The sequence below is a fragment of the Archangium gephyra genome (genome assembly GCF_049060025.1).
GTDB classification, from domain to species: Bacteria; Myxococcota; Myxococcia; order Myxococcales; family Myxococcaceae; genus Archangium; species Archangium gephyra_A.
On record NZ_JBMEQQ010000002.1, the window covers coordinates 6,654,332 to 6,671,348 of the forward strand.

The following is a 17,017-nucleotide window of genomic DNA, read 5'->3' on the forward strand; positions in this document are numbered from 1 at the left end:
CGGGTTCTCCCTACGGCTCCACGCCGAGCTGCGTGAGGAGGAAGGCCTGGTCGAAGGCCACTTCCTTCAACCGGTCATACCGCCCCGACGCGCCGCTGTGCCCGGCGTTCATGTTGATGTGGAACAGCAACGGATTCGTGTCCGTCTTCAACGCGCGCAGCTTCGCCACCCACTTGGCCGGCTCCCAGTACATCACCTGGCTGTCGTTGAAGCTCGTCTTCACCAGCAGCGCCGGGTAGGCCTTCGCGGTGACGTTGGTATAGGGGCAGTACTGCCGCATGTACGCGTAGTCCTCCTTCACCTGGGGGTTGCCCCACTCCTCGAACTCGCCCACGGTGAGCGGCAGGCTCGCGTCGGACATGGTGTTGAGCACGTCCACGAAGGGCACGTGCGCCAGCACCACCTTGAAGAGATCCGGCCGCAGGTTCATCACCGCGCCCATCAGCAGGCCGCCCGCGCTCACGCCCTGGATGGCCAGCCGCTCCTTCGAGGTGTAGCCCTGGGCGATGAGCCCCTCGGCCGAGGCGATGAAGTCCGTGAAGGTGTTCATCTTGTTGCGCATGCGGCCGCCGTCGTGCCAGGGCTTGCCCAGGTCGCTCCCGCCGCGAATCTGCGCGGTGGCCAGCACCATCCCCCGGTCCAGCAACGACACGTCGTTGGAGTTGAAGCCCAGGAAGGCCGAGGCCCCATAGGCGCCGTACCCCTTGAGCAGCAGCGGCGCGCTCCCGTCCTTCTTCAGCCCCTTGCGGTAGACGAGGTTCACCGGCACCTTCACCCCGTCCTTCGCCTCCACCATCACCCGCTCCGTCTGGTAGCGCGAAGGGTCATAGCCGCCCAGCACCTCGCGCTGCTTGAGCAGCTTCCGCTCCCGGCTGCCCATGTCGTAGTCGAAGACGGACGGCGCGGTGAGGGGCGACTGGTAGCTGATGCGCAGCAACTTCGTGTCCCACTCCTCGTTCATCTCCGGGTAGACGGCGTACACCTGCTCGGGGAAGGCCATCCGGTGCGTGGCGCGCGTCTTCAGGTCGAGCATGGAGATCTGCTGCAGCCCGGCCTCGCGCTCGAAGAGCACCAGGTGGTCCTTGAAGACGGAGAGGTACTCGAGCAGCACCGTGTCGCGGTGGGGGATGAGCTCCTTCCAGTTCGCGCGGCCCGGCGACTTCACCGGCGCGGTGACGACGCGGAAGTTGCGGCCCCCCGAGTTGGTGCGGATGTAGAACAGGTCCCCCCGGTGCTCCACGTTGTAGAGGTGCTCCTGCTCGCGCGGCGCCACCACCGCCAGGGCCGCCGTGGGCTTGCGGGCAGGCCACACGCGCACCTCGCTCGTGGTCAGGCTGCCCGAGTGGGCCAGGAGGTACTCCCCCGAGCGCGAGCGCTGGACGTACACGCTGAAGCGCTCGTCCTTCTCCTCGTACACGAGCACGTCCGGGGTGCCGGGCGTGTGCCGCCACAGCTTCGAGGCCCGCTTGGCCGAGTCCTCCGTCACGTAGAAGAGGGTGCGGTTGTCCGCGGCCCACGCCACCGACGTCACCTTCTCCATGCGCGCCGCGTCCACCTGGCCCGTGCGCAGGTCCTTCACCTGGAGGGTGAACTGGCGGAAGCCCGTCGTGTCCAGCGAGTACGCCAGCAGGTGGCCGTCATCGCTCACCTCGGCATCCCCCAGCCCGAGGTACGGCTGCCCCTCGGCGAGCACGTTGAGGTCCAGCATCACCTCCTCGGGCGCCTCCTGGCTTGCCTTCTTCCGGCAGAGGATGGGGTACTGCTTCCCCTCCTCGGTGCGCGAGTAATAGAGGTAGCCGCCCTTGCGGTAGGGCACGCTGAGGTCCGTCTGCTGGATGCGGCCGAGCATCTCCCCGTACAGCCGGGCCTGCAGGGCCTCGGTGGGCTTCATCCGCCCGGCGGTGTAGGCGGCCTCGGCCTCGAGGTACGTGCGCACCTCGGGGCTCTCCTTCTCGCGCAGCCAGAAGTAGTCATCCTGGAAGGTGTCCCCGTGGAAGGCGACGGGGTGGGGCACGCGCCGGGCCACCGGCGGCACCGGCTCCGAGGGCACGGGAGCGGGCGCGGCGGCCACTTCCGCGGGCGCGGGCGCAACGGCCGGCGCGGGTGGCGTGGTGGAGCAGGCCACGTGCGCGAGCAGCACGGCCAGACACAGCGACAAGAGACGCGTGGAATGCATGAAACCCCCGGAGTGGAGCCCCGCGCGAGGCGGAGCACCTCGCCGGGGTAGCCCAACTCCGGGGCGCTTGGGAAGGGACTACGGGCTGCTCGCCGAGGCCACGTTCTCCGGAGCCTTGGGCAGCTTCACCCGGAAGGTGGCGCCCTGTCCCGGCGCGCTGTCCACCTCGATGGCCCCGCCCAGTCCCGACACCACGCCGTAGCAGATGGAGAGGCCCAGGCCCGTCCCCTCTCCCGGCGCCTTGGTGGTGAAGAAGGGATCGAAGATGCGCGTCAGGTTCTCCTTGGCGATGCCCACGCCGTTGTCGCGGATCTCCACCACCACCCCGCCGTCCTCGCGCTGGCGGGCGATGACGGTCACCCGCGGCTCCGCGGCGTTCTTCAGGGCGTGCCCGGCGTTGTTCAGCAGCCCGAGGAACACCTGCTCCAGGCCCTGCTCGCTGCCCCACACGGGCGGCACGTCCTGGAAGTCGCGCACCACCTGCGTCTTGGGCCCCAGGATGTAGCTGGCCCCGGACAGCGCGTGGTCCAACACCTCGCGCAGGTCCACCCACGCCTGCGGCACCCCATCCAGCTTGGAGAAGAGCCGGAAGTCGTTCACGAGGCGCAGGATCCGGTCCGCCCCCAGCAGCGCGTCCGAGCACACCTCGCTCAGCTCCTTGGGGTCCGCCTGGTGGCCGCCCTTGGCCTGATCGTCCAGCTCCGAGCGGATGAAACCCACGCTGGCCATGATGACGCTCAGCGGGTTGTTGATTTCATGCGCCAGCCCCGCCGACAGCCGCCCGAGCGCCTCCAGCCGCTGGGCCTGCACCAGCCGCAGCTCCAGCTTCGCCCGGTCCTCCATCTCCTTGCGCAGCCGCTCGTTGGCCACCGACAGCTCGCGCGTCCACTCCTCCACCTCGTGCGTCAGGTCCTCCAGCCGCCGGTGGCTCTGGCGCAGCAGCTCCCACTTCTCGGTGAGCGCGTGCGCGAGCTGCCGCACCTCGATGTTGTCGAAGGGCTTGCGCAGGATCAGCAGCCGCTGGCTGATGCCCAGCCGCTGCGTCATCTCCTCCCACGAGTAGTCGGAGTAGGCCGAGCAGAGCACCACCTGCAGGTCCGGATCCTCCTTCCACACCCGCTGCACCGTCTCCACGCCGTCGATGCCCGGGGGCATGCGGATGTCCACGAAGGCCAGCGCGTACGGCCGCCCCTCGGCCACCGCGGCCTTCACCTTCGCCAGACCCTCCTCGCCCTGGTAGGCCGAGTCCACCTCGAAGCCCGTGTCCACGGGGGCCGCCGAGGGCCCGCCGAACAGCGCGGCCTCCATGGCATCCAAGGCGGTGCTCGCCGGAGCGGCACAGAGAATCTTGCGGAAGTCCTGGTGGATCGCCTGGTTGTCATCCACCACCAGGATGCGGCGGTTGGGTGCGGTGGCGGCGCTCATGCCCTGCTCTCCTCGCCCGAGATGGGCAAATCAATGGTGAAGGTAGCACCCTGGCCGCGGCCTTCGCTCGTGCAGGAGAGGAACGCGTCCATCTCCGCCGCCGCCAGTGCGCTGATGTGAAGGCCGAACCCGTGTCCGTCCTTCTTGGTGGTGAAACCCTGGGTGAAGAGGCGGGGCGCTTCCTCGGGGGAAATCCCCACCCCGTTGTCCTGCACCGCGATGCGCAGCCGCTCGGCGGCCATGCGCTCCACGCGGATGGTGAGCTGCTTGTCCGCCCGCCCGCTCTCCACCAGCGCCTGGCGCGCGTTGCTCAGCAGGTTGAGCAGAATCTGCAACAGCTTGTGCCGGTCCACCTTCACCAGCAGCCCCTCGGTGTACTCGCGCTTCACCTGGATGCCCAGGCGCTCGAAGGACACGGCCTGCAGCCGCAGCGCATCATCCAACAGCGCCGTCAGCTCCAGCCGCTCCACCACGCCGGAGAAGCGCGCGTGCTCCTGCTGCATGCTCACCACGGACTTGATGTGCTCCACGCTCTTCTGCAACGTGCGCACCTCGTCCAGCAACTCCTCGCGCTCCCCCAGCAACTGCGACGCGAGCGCCTGCAGGTAGGACGGAAGCTGCCTGCCCCGGCCATCCGCCGTGAGGAAGGCCCCCAGGTCGGCCGCGTGCGAGGCCATCAGGTCCATGGCCTTCTTCAGGCCCGGCAGCCGCGACTGGTGCAGCCGCTCGGCCAGCAGGTTGACGGACACGTTGACGCTGTTGAGCGCGTTGCCCACGTTGTGCAACACGCCGGTGGCCATCTCCGCCATGCCCGCCTGGCGCGACACGTCCAGCAGGCTGCGGTGCATCTCGCCCAGCCGCGCCTCGGCCTCCTTGCGGTCCGTGATGTCTCGCCCGAAGACGGTCATCCCCACCACGCGGGTGCCCGTCGGGTCGAACACCGGGTTGAGCGAGATGTCCAGCACCCGCGGCCGCTTGAGCCGCGAGGGCGAGGCCTCGAAGCGCACCCGCTTGCCGGCCAGCACCTGCACGGCGCACTCCTGCCAGCGCCGGCGCAGCCGCTCCGGCGCGCGCTCCGGAAAGAGGAAATCCCCCGGCGCCAGCTCCGCGCCGATGAGCTCCCGGTACATCTCCTCCAGCGCCGGGTTGGCCGCGATGAGCCGGCCGTCCGCGTCCACCGAGCACACGATGTCCTCGGTGTTCTCCAACAAGCTCGTCAGCTTGCCCTCGTTCTCGCGCAGCGAGCGCAGCGCCCGCACCATCCCCAGGTTGGCCTGATCCCTCGCGGCCAGAATCAGCCAGCTCAGCGCCCAGGCGCCCAGCATGAAGGTCGCGGCGAACAGGGAGCGGGCCCACAGGCCGGCGTCCATCGCGTGCCACAGCGGCAGCACCACGCCCACGCCCAGCGCGCCGAGCGCCGCGAAGAAGAAGCCCGGCCGCGGCCCCAGCAGATAGACGGACAGGATGGGGATGAGCATGCAGGTGGCGTGCGTGCCCACGTGGGGATCCCTCATGCGCAGCCCGGCGGCCATCAGGCCCCCCAGCAGCATCCCGCACAGCAACATCCCCGGAATCCGCGAGGAGCCGCCGCGGCGCAGCAACACCAGCGAGGTGATGAAGCCCACCCCGCATACCGCGCCCACCCCGCCCATCTCCGCCGGCAGGGCGCTCCGGGCCACGTAGACGAGGTACACCAGCGAGCACAGCACCAGCACCACGTTGGCGCCCACCATCACCCGGCCGCGGCCGAGCTCCTCGGCGGGCCCCTGGCGCAGCGACTCGGAGAGGAAACCGTCCAGCCACGCCAGCAACCGGGCCGTCATGCCGGGCCGCACGAGGCCCTGCCCCGACGGCTCCAGCCCTCTGACTCCCTGCGCTCGCGCGACCCTGGTGGACATGCTCGACATGAACGGGCGGTTCTCCCCTGCCCCGGCCGCGCGAGTATGCCTGAAACCCGGTGAACCCCGCAGGTGTGAGGCAAGAGCCGCGAGACTGGAAGTATCCGCTCGCCGAGTCCCCTGCTACCCACGTGGGTAGACTTCACCTCAGACCCCGGGCCGTCTACTCCTCCCACTCCACGTGAAGCCGCGCGCCCGTCCCCTCGCGCGCCACCACCCGCGCCCGCGCCCGCTGGCCCCCCGCCAGGGCGATGCACGCCTCCACAATCCCCTGGTAGTAGCTGGGCTGGCCCATCACCTCGTTGATCCACACCTCGCACGAGGTGGGCGACAGCTCGGTGAGGCGCGACTCCACATAGTTGTCCGCGCTGCGCAGCGTGTTGTTCAACCGGCGCAGCGAGCGCAGCGGCCCCAGCAGCCGGGCCACGCCCACCATGGCGCGGCCGAGCACCGTGTGCACCATGCCGTGGACCACCTCCTGCCCCAGCCGCCGCCACCCCTCCTCGCGCGGCAGCAGCGGGTAGAGGTCCACCACGGTGAGCTCCAGCGCCCGCCTCCACGTCTCGTCCGAGTAGGCCGGCAGCAGGGGCTTGGACAAGTCGATGCCCACCGCGCGCAGGCCATTCCACGCCTGGGAAGACAGGCGGCTGCGCAGGGAGAAGCGGAAGAGCCCTTCGACCGTGTGCTCGAACACCAACCGACGCTGCGTCGCTGGACGCCCTGCCCCCAGCTCCCGCGACCCCTCGAGCCCCTGCATGCCCCACGCTCCCGTGACAATCACACGGCAAAATTAGGAACGCGCTCCCTCTTTCCCCAGCCTGGAGGCGATCAGCCGGGCAAGGCAGTGATGGCTGGTGAACGCGGCCCGGCGCTCAGCGGGGGAAAGACTGTTCAATGGAAGACACGCGCCCGGCCCTCCAGGGCGAGCCGGGCCCTGTCCGGGGCCGTGAGTCAGACGGAAGGCGCGTGCTCCGCCAGCACCTGATCCAACGCCTCGGCTTCCCGCCGCAGCTCCGCATCCGCGTCCCGCGGCACCTTCGCCACGTGCGTGCGCGCGCGGACGGGGTCCGTCTTCGCCAGCGCCATGCCCATATAGAGGTTCGCGCGGGGGTGGCCCGGGTGAGCGGCCAGCCCGGGTGCCAGCACCTGCTCCGCCCGTGCATCCTCGCCCCGCTCCAGCAGGGACATGGCCAGGTCGCAGGCCGGCTCCGGCTCGGACGGCGCACGGGCATGCGCGAACTCGAGCAGCTCCAGCGCCCGGGTGCGCTCCCCCAGGAGGTCCAACGCGAGCGCCAGCCCGTGCATCGCCTTCACGTCCCCGGGGGACGCGTGGAGCGCCTCCTCCAACAACCGGCGCCCCTCCTTCACGTCTCCCGCTTCCAGCCGGGCCATCCCGTCGCGATAAAGGTCCGTTCCCACTGGGCTCTCCCCGCACCACGCGGCGCGTCAGTCACAGGTACGCAACTCCCGTGTGCCACAATCCGATAACACGAGAGGAAGCGTTCCCCCCAGGTTCCCATGATCGTCCGCAATTCCCCAGTCCCGACTCGCCGCCCGGTCTCCTCCACGCCGGAGACGCCGGCCGAGACGCCGTCCAACACCGTCGCCCAGACGCGGCCCCTCGCGCAGGACACCTTCACCGGCGGGGCCGGCGCGCTGCAGCGCACCGCGAAGGTCGGCGCCGCGCCGGCGGGCAACCACGGCACGCTGATGCGGGAATACCTCACCGGTGCCCGCCCGCCCCCGGCCGACTTCGAGCAGGTCATGGGCTACAAGCCCTTCCCCATCCAGACGAAGCACGGCCAGCGGATGCAGGACCCGCACGGCTCGGCCTCGGCCCCGGGGAAGATTGGCCCGGACAAGGAGTTCGACCCCGCGGCCAAGACGCACGACTACGGGTACGATCTGCTCCGCTACTACGAGAAGAAGGGCACGCCGCTCGGGCCCGAGGCGCGCAAGGCCGCCGATGCCCTCTTCCGCGAGGATCTCTTCAACTACGCCAATGACCAGAAGGGCCTGGGCGGCCGCCTCAAGTTCCGGGCCTGGGCGCAGATCTACGCCACCGCGGTGGAGCTGAACTCGCGCCGCCAGGGCTACGGCCCTCCGTAGCCCTTCAGGATGCCTTCGATGACGGGGCCCCGGCTCAGATGGACGGCAGCGTCGTGAAGCTGTGCGGCTGCGACGGCTTCGGCTGGTACTTCGCCAGGGCGAGGAACTGCGACTCCACCGGGTCGTAGGCGAACACCTCGCCGGTATCGATTTTGTACACCCACCCGTGCAGGTGCAGCCGCCCGCCCGCCAGCTTCGCGGCCACCACCGGGATGGTGCGCAGGTGCTCCAGTTGCACCAGCACGTTCTCCTGGATGGCCACGTTGAGCCGCTCCGCCTCCGGGAGCTGCGCGTAGTTCTCCGCCACGATGCGGCGCGTGGCCTCGGCATGCCCCAGCCACGTCCGGAACGCCGGTAGCTCCGCCAGCGTCTCCGGGTGCAGCAGCCCCGTCATCGCTCCGCAGTGCGTGTGCCCGCACACCACGATGTCCGTCACGCCCAGCGCCCCCACCGCGTACTCGATGGTCGCCGCCTCCCCGCCCACCGTCGCGCTGTGCGGCGGGATGATGTTGCCCGCGTTGCGCAGGATGAAGATCTCCCCCGGCTCCGTCTGCGTGAGCTGGTTGGGACTCAGCCGGGAGTCCGAGCAGGAGATGAACAGCGTGTGCGGGCGCTGCCCCTTCGCCAGGTCCGCGAAGAAGTCCGCCTTCTTGCCCACCACTTCCTTCTGGAACTTGTGGACGCCCCTCACGAGCCTCTGCATGCGCCTCCTACCGGACCGGTGGAACCGTGGGGATTCATCATGCTGTGAATCCCAGACCGGGGGGAACCCGGAAACTCCGGCACCCTCACCCTGACCCTCTCCCGGAGGGCGAGGGGAGATGGGCACGGTGGGTTGGAGAGGGGCACGGGTGGGCGAGCCGGCCCCCCGCGTGGTGCTTACAGGTATTTGCCGAAGAGCACCGTCACCCGCTCCGACAGCCGCTTGAAGAGCCCGCGCCGCCGCCACGAGTCCCAGCGGATCTCCACCGAGTGCCGCACGTCCTCCTCGAACGCCTCGGCGAGCTGCGCCGCCAGCGCCGGGTCATCCACCACCAGCGAGCCCTCCTCCGCGCTGAGCGCCAGCGGGTCCAGGTTCGTCGAGCCCACCATCGACAGCCGGTCGTCCACCAGCAGCGACTTGGAGTGCATCATCGACACCTCGTACTCCCAGATGCGCACCCCGTTCTCCAGCAGCCGCGCGTACGTGGCGCGCTGGCCCTCGTGCACCGGAGGGATGTCGTGGTGCCGCCCCGGCGTGAGCACCCGCACGTCCACGCCCGCCTTCGCCTTGGCGATGAGCATGTCCTGGATGGCCCCCGTGGGGATGAAGTACGAGTTGGAAATCCACAGCCGCTTCTTCGCCGAGGCGATCGCCAGCAGCGTCATCCGCTCGGCGTTCGTCAGCACCGGCGCCCCCGTATGCGTGACGAAGCCCGCACGCGCCACGCCCGGCATGGGCATCGGCTCGGGGAAGGCCTCGGCCGGGAGCATCCCGCCTCCCGCCTCCTGCCAGTTCTGCGCGAATGCCAGTTGGATGCCTCGCGCCGCCGGGCCCTGCACCCAGATGTTGGCGTCACGCCACTCGTCCGGCTTGCGTCCCTCTCCAATCCAGCTCTTCCAGATGCCCCAGCCGCCCGTGAGCGCGGAGACGCCATCGCGCACCACCAGCTTGCGGTGCAGCCGCGACTGGAAGCGCTTGAGGTTGAGCGTGGAGATGGTGCCCTGCAGCGGGCGGAAGATGCGCACCTCGCACCCGGCCGCCACCAGCTCCGGCCCCACGCTGTCCTCGAAACGGATGCTGCCCAGCGGGTCCACCAGGACGCGGCACTTCACCGCCGGGTCGCGCTCGCGCAACGCCTGGATGATGCGGTCCGACGGATCTCCCGGACGCCAGATGTAGAGGAGGATGTGGATGCTGGAGCGGGCGGCGCGAATCTCCTGCTCGATGATGTCGAAGACCCGGCCGTTGTGGACGAGCTCCACCTGATTGCCCGGCTCCAGCTCCACGCCCACCGTCTGGTACCAGGCGAGCGACATGCCCTCGGGCGACTCCGGGACGGTGTCGCGGATACGCAGGGCGAGATGATGATTCGGCAGGGGACAGCCCGCCAGCAGCAGGGCGAGCACCAGCAGCGGCCAATGCGTCTTCACGCGGGCAAGCTAGTCACGCCCCGCGCATCTGCCTCCGCGTGCCCACGCTCCGTCCATCGGCCGACAGGAGAGCCCCTCCATTGTCCGCTGGGACAAGCCCCTCCCGGTGTGCGGGTGGACGAAACGCGACACCCTCCCCATCCCTCCGCGACACGGGTCCGCCACCAGGTCCCCCCCGCCCGGGTGCCGGGCCGGGGCGGCTGCATCGCGGACCCCTCTCTGGAGACCATGCGACTGCCTGCCTCCCTGCCTTCCTGTCTGGCTTCCCTCGCGCTGCTCGGGACCGCGCTCGCGCCGCCTCCGGCCCTGGCCCGGCCCTTCTCCCCGGAGCGGGAGACGCTGCTGCAGAACGTCGAGTTCCCCGCCATGCCCGTCCAGCCGGAGCCCCGGGGCGAGGCCCCCGACACGGAGAAGAACGCGCCCCCGGCGAAGACGGTGCGGACGTCTCCCCACCTCGCCGCCGACGCCCCGGTCACCCCCGGGGCCTGGATGATGTACGGCTCGCTCTCCCTGGTGCCGCTCGGGGGCGTGTACGGCGCGAGCCGCCTGGGCGGAGAACGTCTCTGGGTGACGGCCGCGGAGACGGCGGCCGGAAGCGTGGCGGGCTTCCTGCCCGCGCAGCTCCTCTTCCTGCACTCGGCGGAGGCCGGCGGGCGCTGGGCCGAGCTGGACGTGGCGGCATTCGGCGCGGGGCTGGTGCTCACCCCTCCCCTCGCGGCGCTGGGCACGTGGGGGCTGGGCGAGCTCGCCTTCGAGGGCAGCCAGCACCGGGGCCGCGCCTTCCTCGGAGCCCTCGGCGGCGCCGCCGTGGGCACGCTGCTCGGCGTGGCGGTGCACGGGCTGCTGGAGGAGGTGGTGGACAACCGCGGCACCCTCGGGTGGTTCCGCAAGTACATCGCCCTGGGCTTCATCGGCTCGGGCGCCACCGTGGGCTACCAGTGGGCAGGCGGCGGTCCGCGCCTCCGTCCCCGCTGAGCCCACCGGCCCCCGGCCCGCCTTGCTAGGCTCGCGAGGATGAACCGACTCCTCGCGCTCCTCTCCACGTGCCTGCTGCTCGCCGCCTCCGCCTGCGGCCCCGACATGGGGGACCCGGCCAACGTGACGTTCGCCCCCGAGCTGGGCGTGGACCTCGCCGCCATGAACCGCAGCGGCTCCGGCCTCTACACCCAGGACCAGGTGGTGGGCACCGGCGCCACGGCCGAGGCCGGCCGCATCGTCAACGTGCACTACACCGGCTGGCTCGCCAACGGCAGCCAGTTCGACACCAGCCGTGACTCCAACCAGCCCATCGAGTTCCGGCTCGGCGCCACCCCCTACCCCGAGGTCATCCAGGGGTGGGAGGAGGGCCTGCTCGGCATGAAGGTCGGCGGCAAGCGCCGGCTCGTCATCCCGTCCCAGCTCGGTTACGGCTCGCGGGGCAGCTACCCCAGCATCCCGCCCGACGCGGTGCTCGTCTTCGACGTGGAACTCGTCTACGCCCGCTGACCCTCCGCCCATGACCGACTTCATCGAGGTCCACGACGGCGCCCTGTCTCCCGCGTTGTGCCAGGAGCTCCTCCAGCTCTTCGAGAAGAGCCCCCACGTGCAGCGCGGCCGCACCGGGGGCGGCGTCGATGTGACGAAGAAGGACAGCTACGATCTCAACCTCCACCAGCACCCGGACTACCAGCCGGTGCTGCGCCGGTTGCTGGACGCGGCGAATCCCCCGCTCAAGAGCTACCTGCGCAAGTACCTCTACAGCCTCATCGGCGCCGTCTCCCTGTCCACGAAGCACCCGAAGACGGGCCAGGTGGTGACGCTCACGCGGGAGAACTTCGCCGAGCTGGGAGACCCCGTCTTCGACCAGCTCGTCGGCTTCCTCTACCGCTACGGCGACCTCACCGTGCAGAAGTACCTCCGGGGCTCCGGCGGCTATCCGCACTGGCACTCGGAGGTGTACCCGAAGGACGCGGGCTGCGAGCCCTTGCACCGCGTGCTCGCCTTCCAGTTCTACCTCAACGACGTCGCCCAGGGCGGCGAGACGGAGTTCTTCTACCAGGAGAAGAAGGTCCAATCGAAGGCGGGCCGGATGCTCATCTTCCCCGCGGGCTTCACCCACACCCACCGGGGCAACGTGCCGGAGTCCAACGACAAATACATCATCACGTCCTGGGTGCTCTTCCACCGCGCCGAGACGCTCTACGGCGGCGCGCCCCGGAAGTGAAGGCCGCGCTACTTCGGCTTCCACGCGGCGCGCAGGGTGAAGCCCTTCGCGTCGGAGCCCACCAGCCGCACCTCGGGCTCCGAGGCGCCTCCGGCGCGCAGGCCCGCGAGCACCAGGCCCCCGGTGAAGTGGCGCAGCACGTCGTCCGTCTCGTTGAACCACAGCTCCATCTCCGTGGGGGAGACGTCGCTGAAGCGGACCTCGGTGTAGTTGTTGCCGGTGCGGAAGTTCTTCTGCGCCCGCTGCAGCGTCCGGCGCGGCCCCAGCACCTGGAGCATGGAGAACATCGCCTTGCCGATCATCGAGTCCTGGTAGCCGTCGATCATCCGCTCGCCCATGCGGCGCCAGGCCACCTCGCGGCGCGGCTCCCGGGGGAAGGCGGTGCGGGCGCCGAGCTCGATGCAGCGCGACCACGTGGTGATGGGGTAGGCCGGCAGCAACGTCTTGTCCAGGTCCACCCCCACCGTGCGCAGCTGCGCCTTGAGCTCGGGGGGCACGCCGTCCGGGAAGGTGCGGGAGAACAGTCCCTGGACGGTGTGGTTGAAGACGAGTGGGGTCTCCGGCGGCATGGGGCGGCACCCTAGCGCGGAGACCCCTCGCGGGGGGAGGGCCCCTCCCGCGTTACGGCGTCCCCATGTCCGACACGGGGGGCGCGGCCTTCGGAGCCTCCGCCGGAGTCGCGCCGGGCAGCATGGGCGGCCCCTCGCTCCACAGCGGCGGCGGCTCGGCCTCCATGAACTCCACGAGGTCCCCCAGCGCCTGGTCCTGCAGCGGGTGGTTCGTCGTCACGTAGCAGCGCGAGCGCATCTCGAGGAACTCCTTCGTCCAGGGGATGTTCGGCTCGAAGACCGAGATCGCCTCGGCGCACCGCTTCCCGGAGTCGAGCCGGTTGCCGAGATCCAACCGGACGCCCAGGCGCATGCTCTCCCCGGCGTAGTTGGAGAAGGGCTTCTCCAGCGCGGTCCACATCCGCTGTCCCAGGGCCTCGTCCTTGCCGGCGAGCCACACCACCATGCTCATCGCGGACTGGAAGACGTAGCGGTTGTGCCAGGGCGTCTCGTGGAGGATGGCGAAGGCGCGCTCGAGCACCCCGGCCGCCTCGGCATGGCGCCCCTGCTGGTAGCGCAACCGCGCCAGCAGCGCCTCGGCATCGAAGGGCCTCGAGCCGCGCAACTGCTCGAGCATGGGCAGCAGCGCCGCCTCCTCCCCCGTATTGGCCAGCGCCTCGCCCAAGCGGATCAGCTCGTTGGGGCCGCGGGGCTGCCACCCGCCCTCACGCCACAGGCGCAGGACCTCGGCGTAGTTGTTGCGGCGGTACGCCTGATCGAAGGCGACGCGATTGGCCAACGCGGCCTTGTCCAGGCCGGCCCCGGAGAAGGCCAGCTCGCCGGAGAGCACCCGCAGTTCCTCCACCCGCTGCCAGTCCGCCGTGCCGCGCCCCACCTCCGGGCGGTCCGCCTTCAGGTCCAGCGCCGAGCGCCGCAGCTGCGAAAAGGAAAAGCCCGTCGCACTGTGCCCCACGCTGCGGGCGAAGGCGAACTCCACGTACGAGAGGTCATCCGTGTTGACGAGCGCCTCCTGGCCCTCGGCCAGGGCCCGGGACAGCGCGGGCCCGGCGAGGAAGTGCGCCAGCACGCCCTCCAGCTCGTTGGTGTTCCAGACGGAGGGCAGCGCCCGGCGGTAGGGCTCCTGCGAGACGCGCGCCCGCATCCGCTCCAGGTCGTGCTTCTGCGGCTCCACGGTGGCCATGAGGATGAGATCTCCCCCCTGCGTCTGCCACGTCTCCACCGCGCCGAACTCGGAGGACAGCGTGGCGTAGACGCTGCGCACCGTGAGCGCGTCCACCTCGTACGTCTGCAGCCACTGCAGGAAGATGCCGCCGGGGGCCAGCCGCTGCTTCACCGCCTGGTAGAACTCGCGGGAGAAGAGGCTGGAGATGCCGGCCCGGTAGGGATTGGAGGGCTCGGAGAAGATGATGTCGTAGGACTCCTTGGAGGCCAGCAGCACCTCGCGGGCGTCATCCAGGTGCACCTTCACCTTGGGGTTGTCGAGCACCCGCTCGTTGACGGGGTCGCACTGGCGGGCGAAGCGGAGGATGGCGGGCTCGATTTCCACCACGTCCACGCGCTCCATCTCCGGCACGGAGCCGAGCCAGCCGGCGGTGCTGCCGGTCCCCAGGCCGACGACGAGCGAGCGGCGCGGGTTGGGGTGGACGAAGGCGCCGATGAGGCCGCCCATCACCTGGGTGCCCGCGTCGCCGAGGCTGTTGCCGTCCGACTTGCCGTTGACCATGAAGGACAGGCCGTTGGCGCCGACGACGCCCACGCTGCTCTCCACGCCGTCCGTCTCCCACAGCATCCAGCGGCGCTGGGCCGAGACCCAGTCCCGCAGCTGGTTGGTGGACGTCTGCTTGTCCAGCTTGCCGCGGCCGGCGCCGATGGCGCTGTGCCGCCAGGAGGCCGTGGGCCCCACGGCGGTGAGCAGCAGGGCGGCCACCACGGCCGCGGCCAGCGGCGGCACCATGCGCGAAGGCGTTGGCTGCTCCTGGCGCACCGACAGGGCCACCGCGACGAGCCCCAGGCCCACCAGCACCGCGCCCACCAGCCGCCAGACACCGGGCGCGGAGAGCAGCGGCAGCAGGCCGAAGCCGCCCGCCAGCGAGCCCACGATGGAGCCCACCGTGTTCCACGCATAGGCCATGCCCACCTGGCGGCCCACGTTGTTGCCGCCGCGGCCCAGGAGCGCCAGCAGGAGGGGGAACTGCACACCGGAGATGAAGGCGGCCGGCAGCACCACCAGCGCGGCGATGAAGGCCCAGCCCAGCACCAGGCCGCCGAAGCCGAAGACGGTCATCTGCCGCACCATGGACGCCAGCACCGCCATGCGGTCGCCCAGCGCCAGGGGCACGGCGAGCAGCAGCGCCTCCAGGAGGCACGTCAGCGCGAAGCCGCGCAGGGTGGCCGGGCGCTGCTGGCCCCAGGCCGCGTACGCCGCGCCGCCCAGGCCGATGCCCGCCAGCGCCACCACCAGGATGAGGCCGAAGGTGAAGGTGGAGCCGCCCAGCAGGGGCCCCAGCATCCGGTACCACACCATCTCCATGAGGAAGAAGGCGAAGCCCACCAGCGCCGCGGCGCCCAGCACGAAGCGGCGCGGCGGCAGGGTGGCCGTCGGGGCCTCCGGCGCGGAAGCCTCGGCGGCCGGAGCGGCCACGTCCTCCTGGTCCGGCAGCCCGCGCGCCACCGCCCGCGCGATCAGCGCCACCAGCACGTTGAGCAGCGCCGCCAGCCACAGGGTGCTGCGGGTGCCGAACACCTCGAAGAGGAGGAAGGTGGAGGCCGCCGCGCCGGCCACCGCGCCCAGCGTGTTGAGGCCGTAGAGGACCGCGAGCGCCCGGCGCCGCACGTCATCCGCCGTCTCCGCCGCGCGCGCCGCCGCCGGCAGCGTGCCGCCCATCAGCAGCGTGGGCACCGACAGCACCAGCGCGGAGAGCACCAGCCGCACCACCGAGCCGAGCCCCAGCCCCATCGACACCGAGCCGCCCAGGGACGTGTAGACGGTGCGCGCCAGCCACACCAGCAGCGGCGTCAGCGCCGCGCTCAGGGAGATGAGCAGCTCCAGGTTGGCGTAGAAGGCCAGCGGGCGCTTCTCCCGGTCCACGCGCCCACCCAGCAGCGCACCGCCCAGTCCCAGCCCGCCCATGAAGATGGCCAGCACCGCGGCGGACGCGGCCGTGGAGGCCCCGAAGATGAGGCGCAGCTCACGCTGCCACGCCATCTGGTACACCAGGGCGCAGAAGCCCGAGCCGAACAGCAGGGGGGCAATCTTCCAGACACGTGCGTTCATCGTTCCTCTGCCAGTCGCGGCGGACGGAGACCAGGGGCGCGGATTGAAGCAGTGCGGACCCGGTGTGGCCAGTTCCGCGTTCAAAGCCGCTCCGGCACCAGGCGGGCCACCGTCGCTCCTGCTGCGTGGGAATAGGCGAGCCTCGCGGTGTGGGCCTGCCAGGAGCGGCGGCGAGCCCCCGATGGAGCGCCCCTCGCCCTGCCTTCTCGAAAGCAGGCGAGGACGGAGAACCCCGTATTGACTCTCCCGCGGCCACTACCTACAAGCCCCCCCCGCCCCATGCCGGGGCACAAGCCTTTATGAGGGGGCAATACATGTTCAAGAATACCGGTGGAATCTCTGGGTTCCGGCTGCTGGCCGTGGTCGGCGCGCTGGTGGTGGGCGGCTGTGGCGGCTCGGAGCTGGACGCGGCGGGGCTGCCCGGCGAGGAGTCCACGGGCGTGGCGCAGCAGGCCATGGAGGCCTGTGGCTACTGCCCCTCCAGCATGAGCAACTACACCAACCAGATTGGCACCACGCTCACGTGCCGCTGCACGGCCCCCCAGGCCTCCGCCACCAACACCTCACTGTTGGGCACGGACGCCTATACGTCCGACTCGTCGGTGTGCCGCGCGGCGGTGCACGCGGGCGCCATCACGACCAACGGCGGGTACGTCACGGTGACCATGCTGCCCAACCAGATCACCTACACGGGCTCCACGCGCAACGGCGTGACCTCCTCCTCCTATTACAGCACCACCTGGCCGGCCAGCTTCTCCGTGGCGACGGGCAGTCAATGCGCGTTCCCCTGCCACGAACACCTCGCCCGAAGCGAGTATGTGGTTGGCGACGTGGTGAGCTGCAACTGCTCCAGTGAGTACATCAGCACCGCCAGCCACAAGACCATCTGGGGCACGAACATCTACACGCATGATTCGGCGCTGTGCCAGGCGGCCGTCCACGCGGGCGTCATCACGACGAGCGGGGGCGTCATCCATGCGGTGCTCGCGCCCGGCCAGTCGTCCTACGTGAGCAGCACGCAGAACGGCATCACCAGTTCCTCCTATGGCCCCTACGGGCGCAGCTTCTACTTCCAGTAGGTGAGTGCTCGACGCCTCCCGGGTGAGCGCCCCCCTGGGAGGCGGGCCGAGCCGGTGCCTGGCCGGGCGTGACGCCCGCGTGGAGCGGACCGGTGACGCGTCGCGTTGGCGCACGGCGCCGTGCAACGGCCGCATGGAGGGCCGAATCGCC

14 protein-coding genes are annotated in these 17,017 nt (G+C 70.5%); 5 read left to right on the top strand and 9 right to left on the bottom strand.

Features of this window, described 5'->3' with window-relative positions; translation table 11 throughout:
• Nucleotides 1–10 precede the first annotated feature (10 nt).
• The 5 genes from ACN28I_RS28820 to ACN28I_RS28840 all read right to left on the bottom strand — a co-directional run bounded on the left by ACN28I_RS28820 (nucleotide 11) and on the right by ACN28I_RS28840 (nucleotide 6,918).
• On the bottom strand, nucleotides 11–2,176 hold the full coding sequence (locus ACN28I_RS28820; protein WP_420945133.1) for a S9 family peptidase: 2,166 nt from the start codon (nucleotides 2,174–2,176) through the stop codon (nucleotides 11–13).
• A gap of 78 nt (nucleotides 2,177–2,254) precedes the next feature.
• Nucleotides 2,255–3,601 (bottom strand): ATP-binding protein, encoded by a 1,347-nt coding sequence (locus ACN28I_RS28825; RefSeq protein ID WP_420945134.1) that lies wholly within the window; start codon nucleotides 3,599–3,601, stop codon nucleotides 2,255–2,257.
• Nucleotides 3,598–5,508, bottom strand: coding sequence for an ATP-binding protein (locus ACN28I_RS28830; RefSeq protein ID WP_420945135.1), 1,911 nt, complete (start codon nucleotides 5,506–5,508; stop codon nucleotides 3,598–3,600). The genes ACN28I_RS28825 and ACN28I_RS28830 overlap by 4 nt, the downstream gene beginning before the upstream one ends.
• A 154-nt stretch (nucleotides 5,509–5,662) precedes the next feature.
• Complete coding sequence (locus ACN28I_RS28835; protein ID WP_420945136.1) at nucleotides 5,663–6,256, bottom strand: DUF2378 family protein; 594 nt, start codon at nucleotides 6,254–6,256, stop codon at nucleotides 5,663–5,665.
• A 194-nt stretch (nucleotides 6,257–6,450) separates the two neighbouring features.
• Nucleotides 6,451–6,918 (bottom strand): tetratricopeptide repeat protein, encoded by a 468-nt coding sequence (locus ACN28I_RS28840; RefSeq protein WP_420945137.1) that lies wholly within the window; start codon nucleotides 6,916–6,918, stop codon nucleotides 6,451–6,453.
• 99 nt (nucleotides 6,919–7,017) lie between these two features.
• Here ACN28I_RS28840 and ACN28I_RS28845 point away from each other — a divergent pair, with 99 nt between their 5' ends.
• Nucleotides 7,018–7,608, top strand: a complete 591-nt coding sequence (locus ACN28I_RS28845) for a hypothetical protein (RefSeq protein WP_420945138.1) — start codon at nucleotides 7,018–7,020, stop codon at nucleotides 7,606–7,608.
• A gap of 34 nt (nucleotides 7,609–7,642) precedes the next feature.
• On the opposite strand, the gene ACN28I_RS28850 is transcribed toward ACN28I_RS28845, so the two are convergent.
• On the bottom strand, nucleotides 7,643–8,311 hold the full coding sequence (locus ACN28I_RS28850) for a carbonic anhydrase (RefSeq protein WP_420945139.1): 669 nt from the start codon (nucleotides 8,309–8,311) through the stop codon (nucleotides 7,643–7,645).
• 176 nt (nucleotides 8,312–8,487) lie between these two features.
• Complete coding sequence (locus ACN28I_RS28855; RefSeq protein WP_420945140.1) at nucleotides 8,488–9,741, bottom strand: phospholipase D-like domain-containing protein; 1,254 nt, start codon at nucleotides 9,739–9,741, stop codon at nucleotides 8,488–8,490.
• A 228-nt stretch (nucleotides 9,742–9,969) separates the two neighbouring features.
• Between ACN28I_RS28855 and ACN28I_RS28860 the strand changes: the two genes are divergently transcribed.
• The 3 genes from ACN28I_RS28860 to ACN28I_RS28870 are packed head-to-tail and all read left to right on the top strand — an operon-like array spanning nucleotide 9,970 to nucleotide 11,944.
• Nucleotides 9,970–10,716 (top strand): hypothetical protein, encoded by a 747-nt coding sequence (locus tag ACN28I_RS28860; protein WP_420945141.1) that lies wholly within the window; start codon nucleotides 9,970–9,972, stop codon nucleotides 10,714–10,716.
• Nucleotides 10,717–10,755: 39 nt separating this feature from the next.
• Nucleotides 10,756–11,226 (top strand): FKBP-type peptidyl-prolyl cis-trans isomerase, encoded by a 471-nt coding sequence (locus ACN28I_RS28865; RefSeq protein WP_420945142.1) that lies wholly within the window; start codon nucleotides 10,756–10,758, stop codon nucleotides 11,224–11,226.
• A gap of 10 nt (nucleotides 11,227–11,236) precedes the next feature.
• Complete coding sequence (locus ACN28I_RS28870; protein WP_420945143.1) at nucleotides 11,237–11,944, top strand: 2OG-Fe(II) oxygenase family protein; 708 nt, start codon at nucleotides 11,237–11,239, stop codon at nucleotides 11,942–11,944.
• An 8-nt stretch (nucleotides 11,945–11,952) separates the two neighbouring features.
• Here ACN28I_RS28870 and ACN28I_RS28875 read toward each other — a convergent pair whose 3' ends face one another.
• Together ACN28I_RS28875 and ACN28I_RS28880 are read right to left on the bottom strand one after the other, a co-directional pair.
• A complete protein-coding gene (locus ACN28I_RS28875; protein ID WP_420945144.1) occupies nucleotides 11,953–12,513 on the bottom strand; it encodes a DUF2378 family protein in 561 nt (186 codons plus the stop codon).
• A 52-nt stretch (nucleotides 12,514–12,565) separates the two neighbouring features.
• Nucleotides 12,566–15,787: a fused MFS/spermidine synthase gene (locus tag ACN28I_RS28880; RefSeq protein ID WP_420945145.1), complete on the bottom strand. Its 3,222-nt coding sequence runs from the start codon at nucleotides 15,785–15,787 to the stop codon at nucleotides 12,566–12,568.
• A gap of 314 nt (nucleotides 15,788–16,101) precedes the next feature.
• On the opposite strand from ACN28I_RS28880, the gene ACN28I_RS28885 reads away from it, so the two are divergent.
• Complete coding sequence (locus ACN28I_RS28885; RefSeq protein WP_420945146.1) at nucleotides 16,102–16,866, top strand: LCCL domain-containing protein; 765 nt, start codon at nucleotides 16,102–16,104, stop codon at nucleotides 16,864–16,866.
• Nucleotides 16,867–17,017 lie beyond the last annotated feature (151 nt).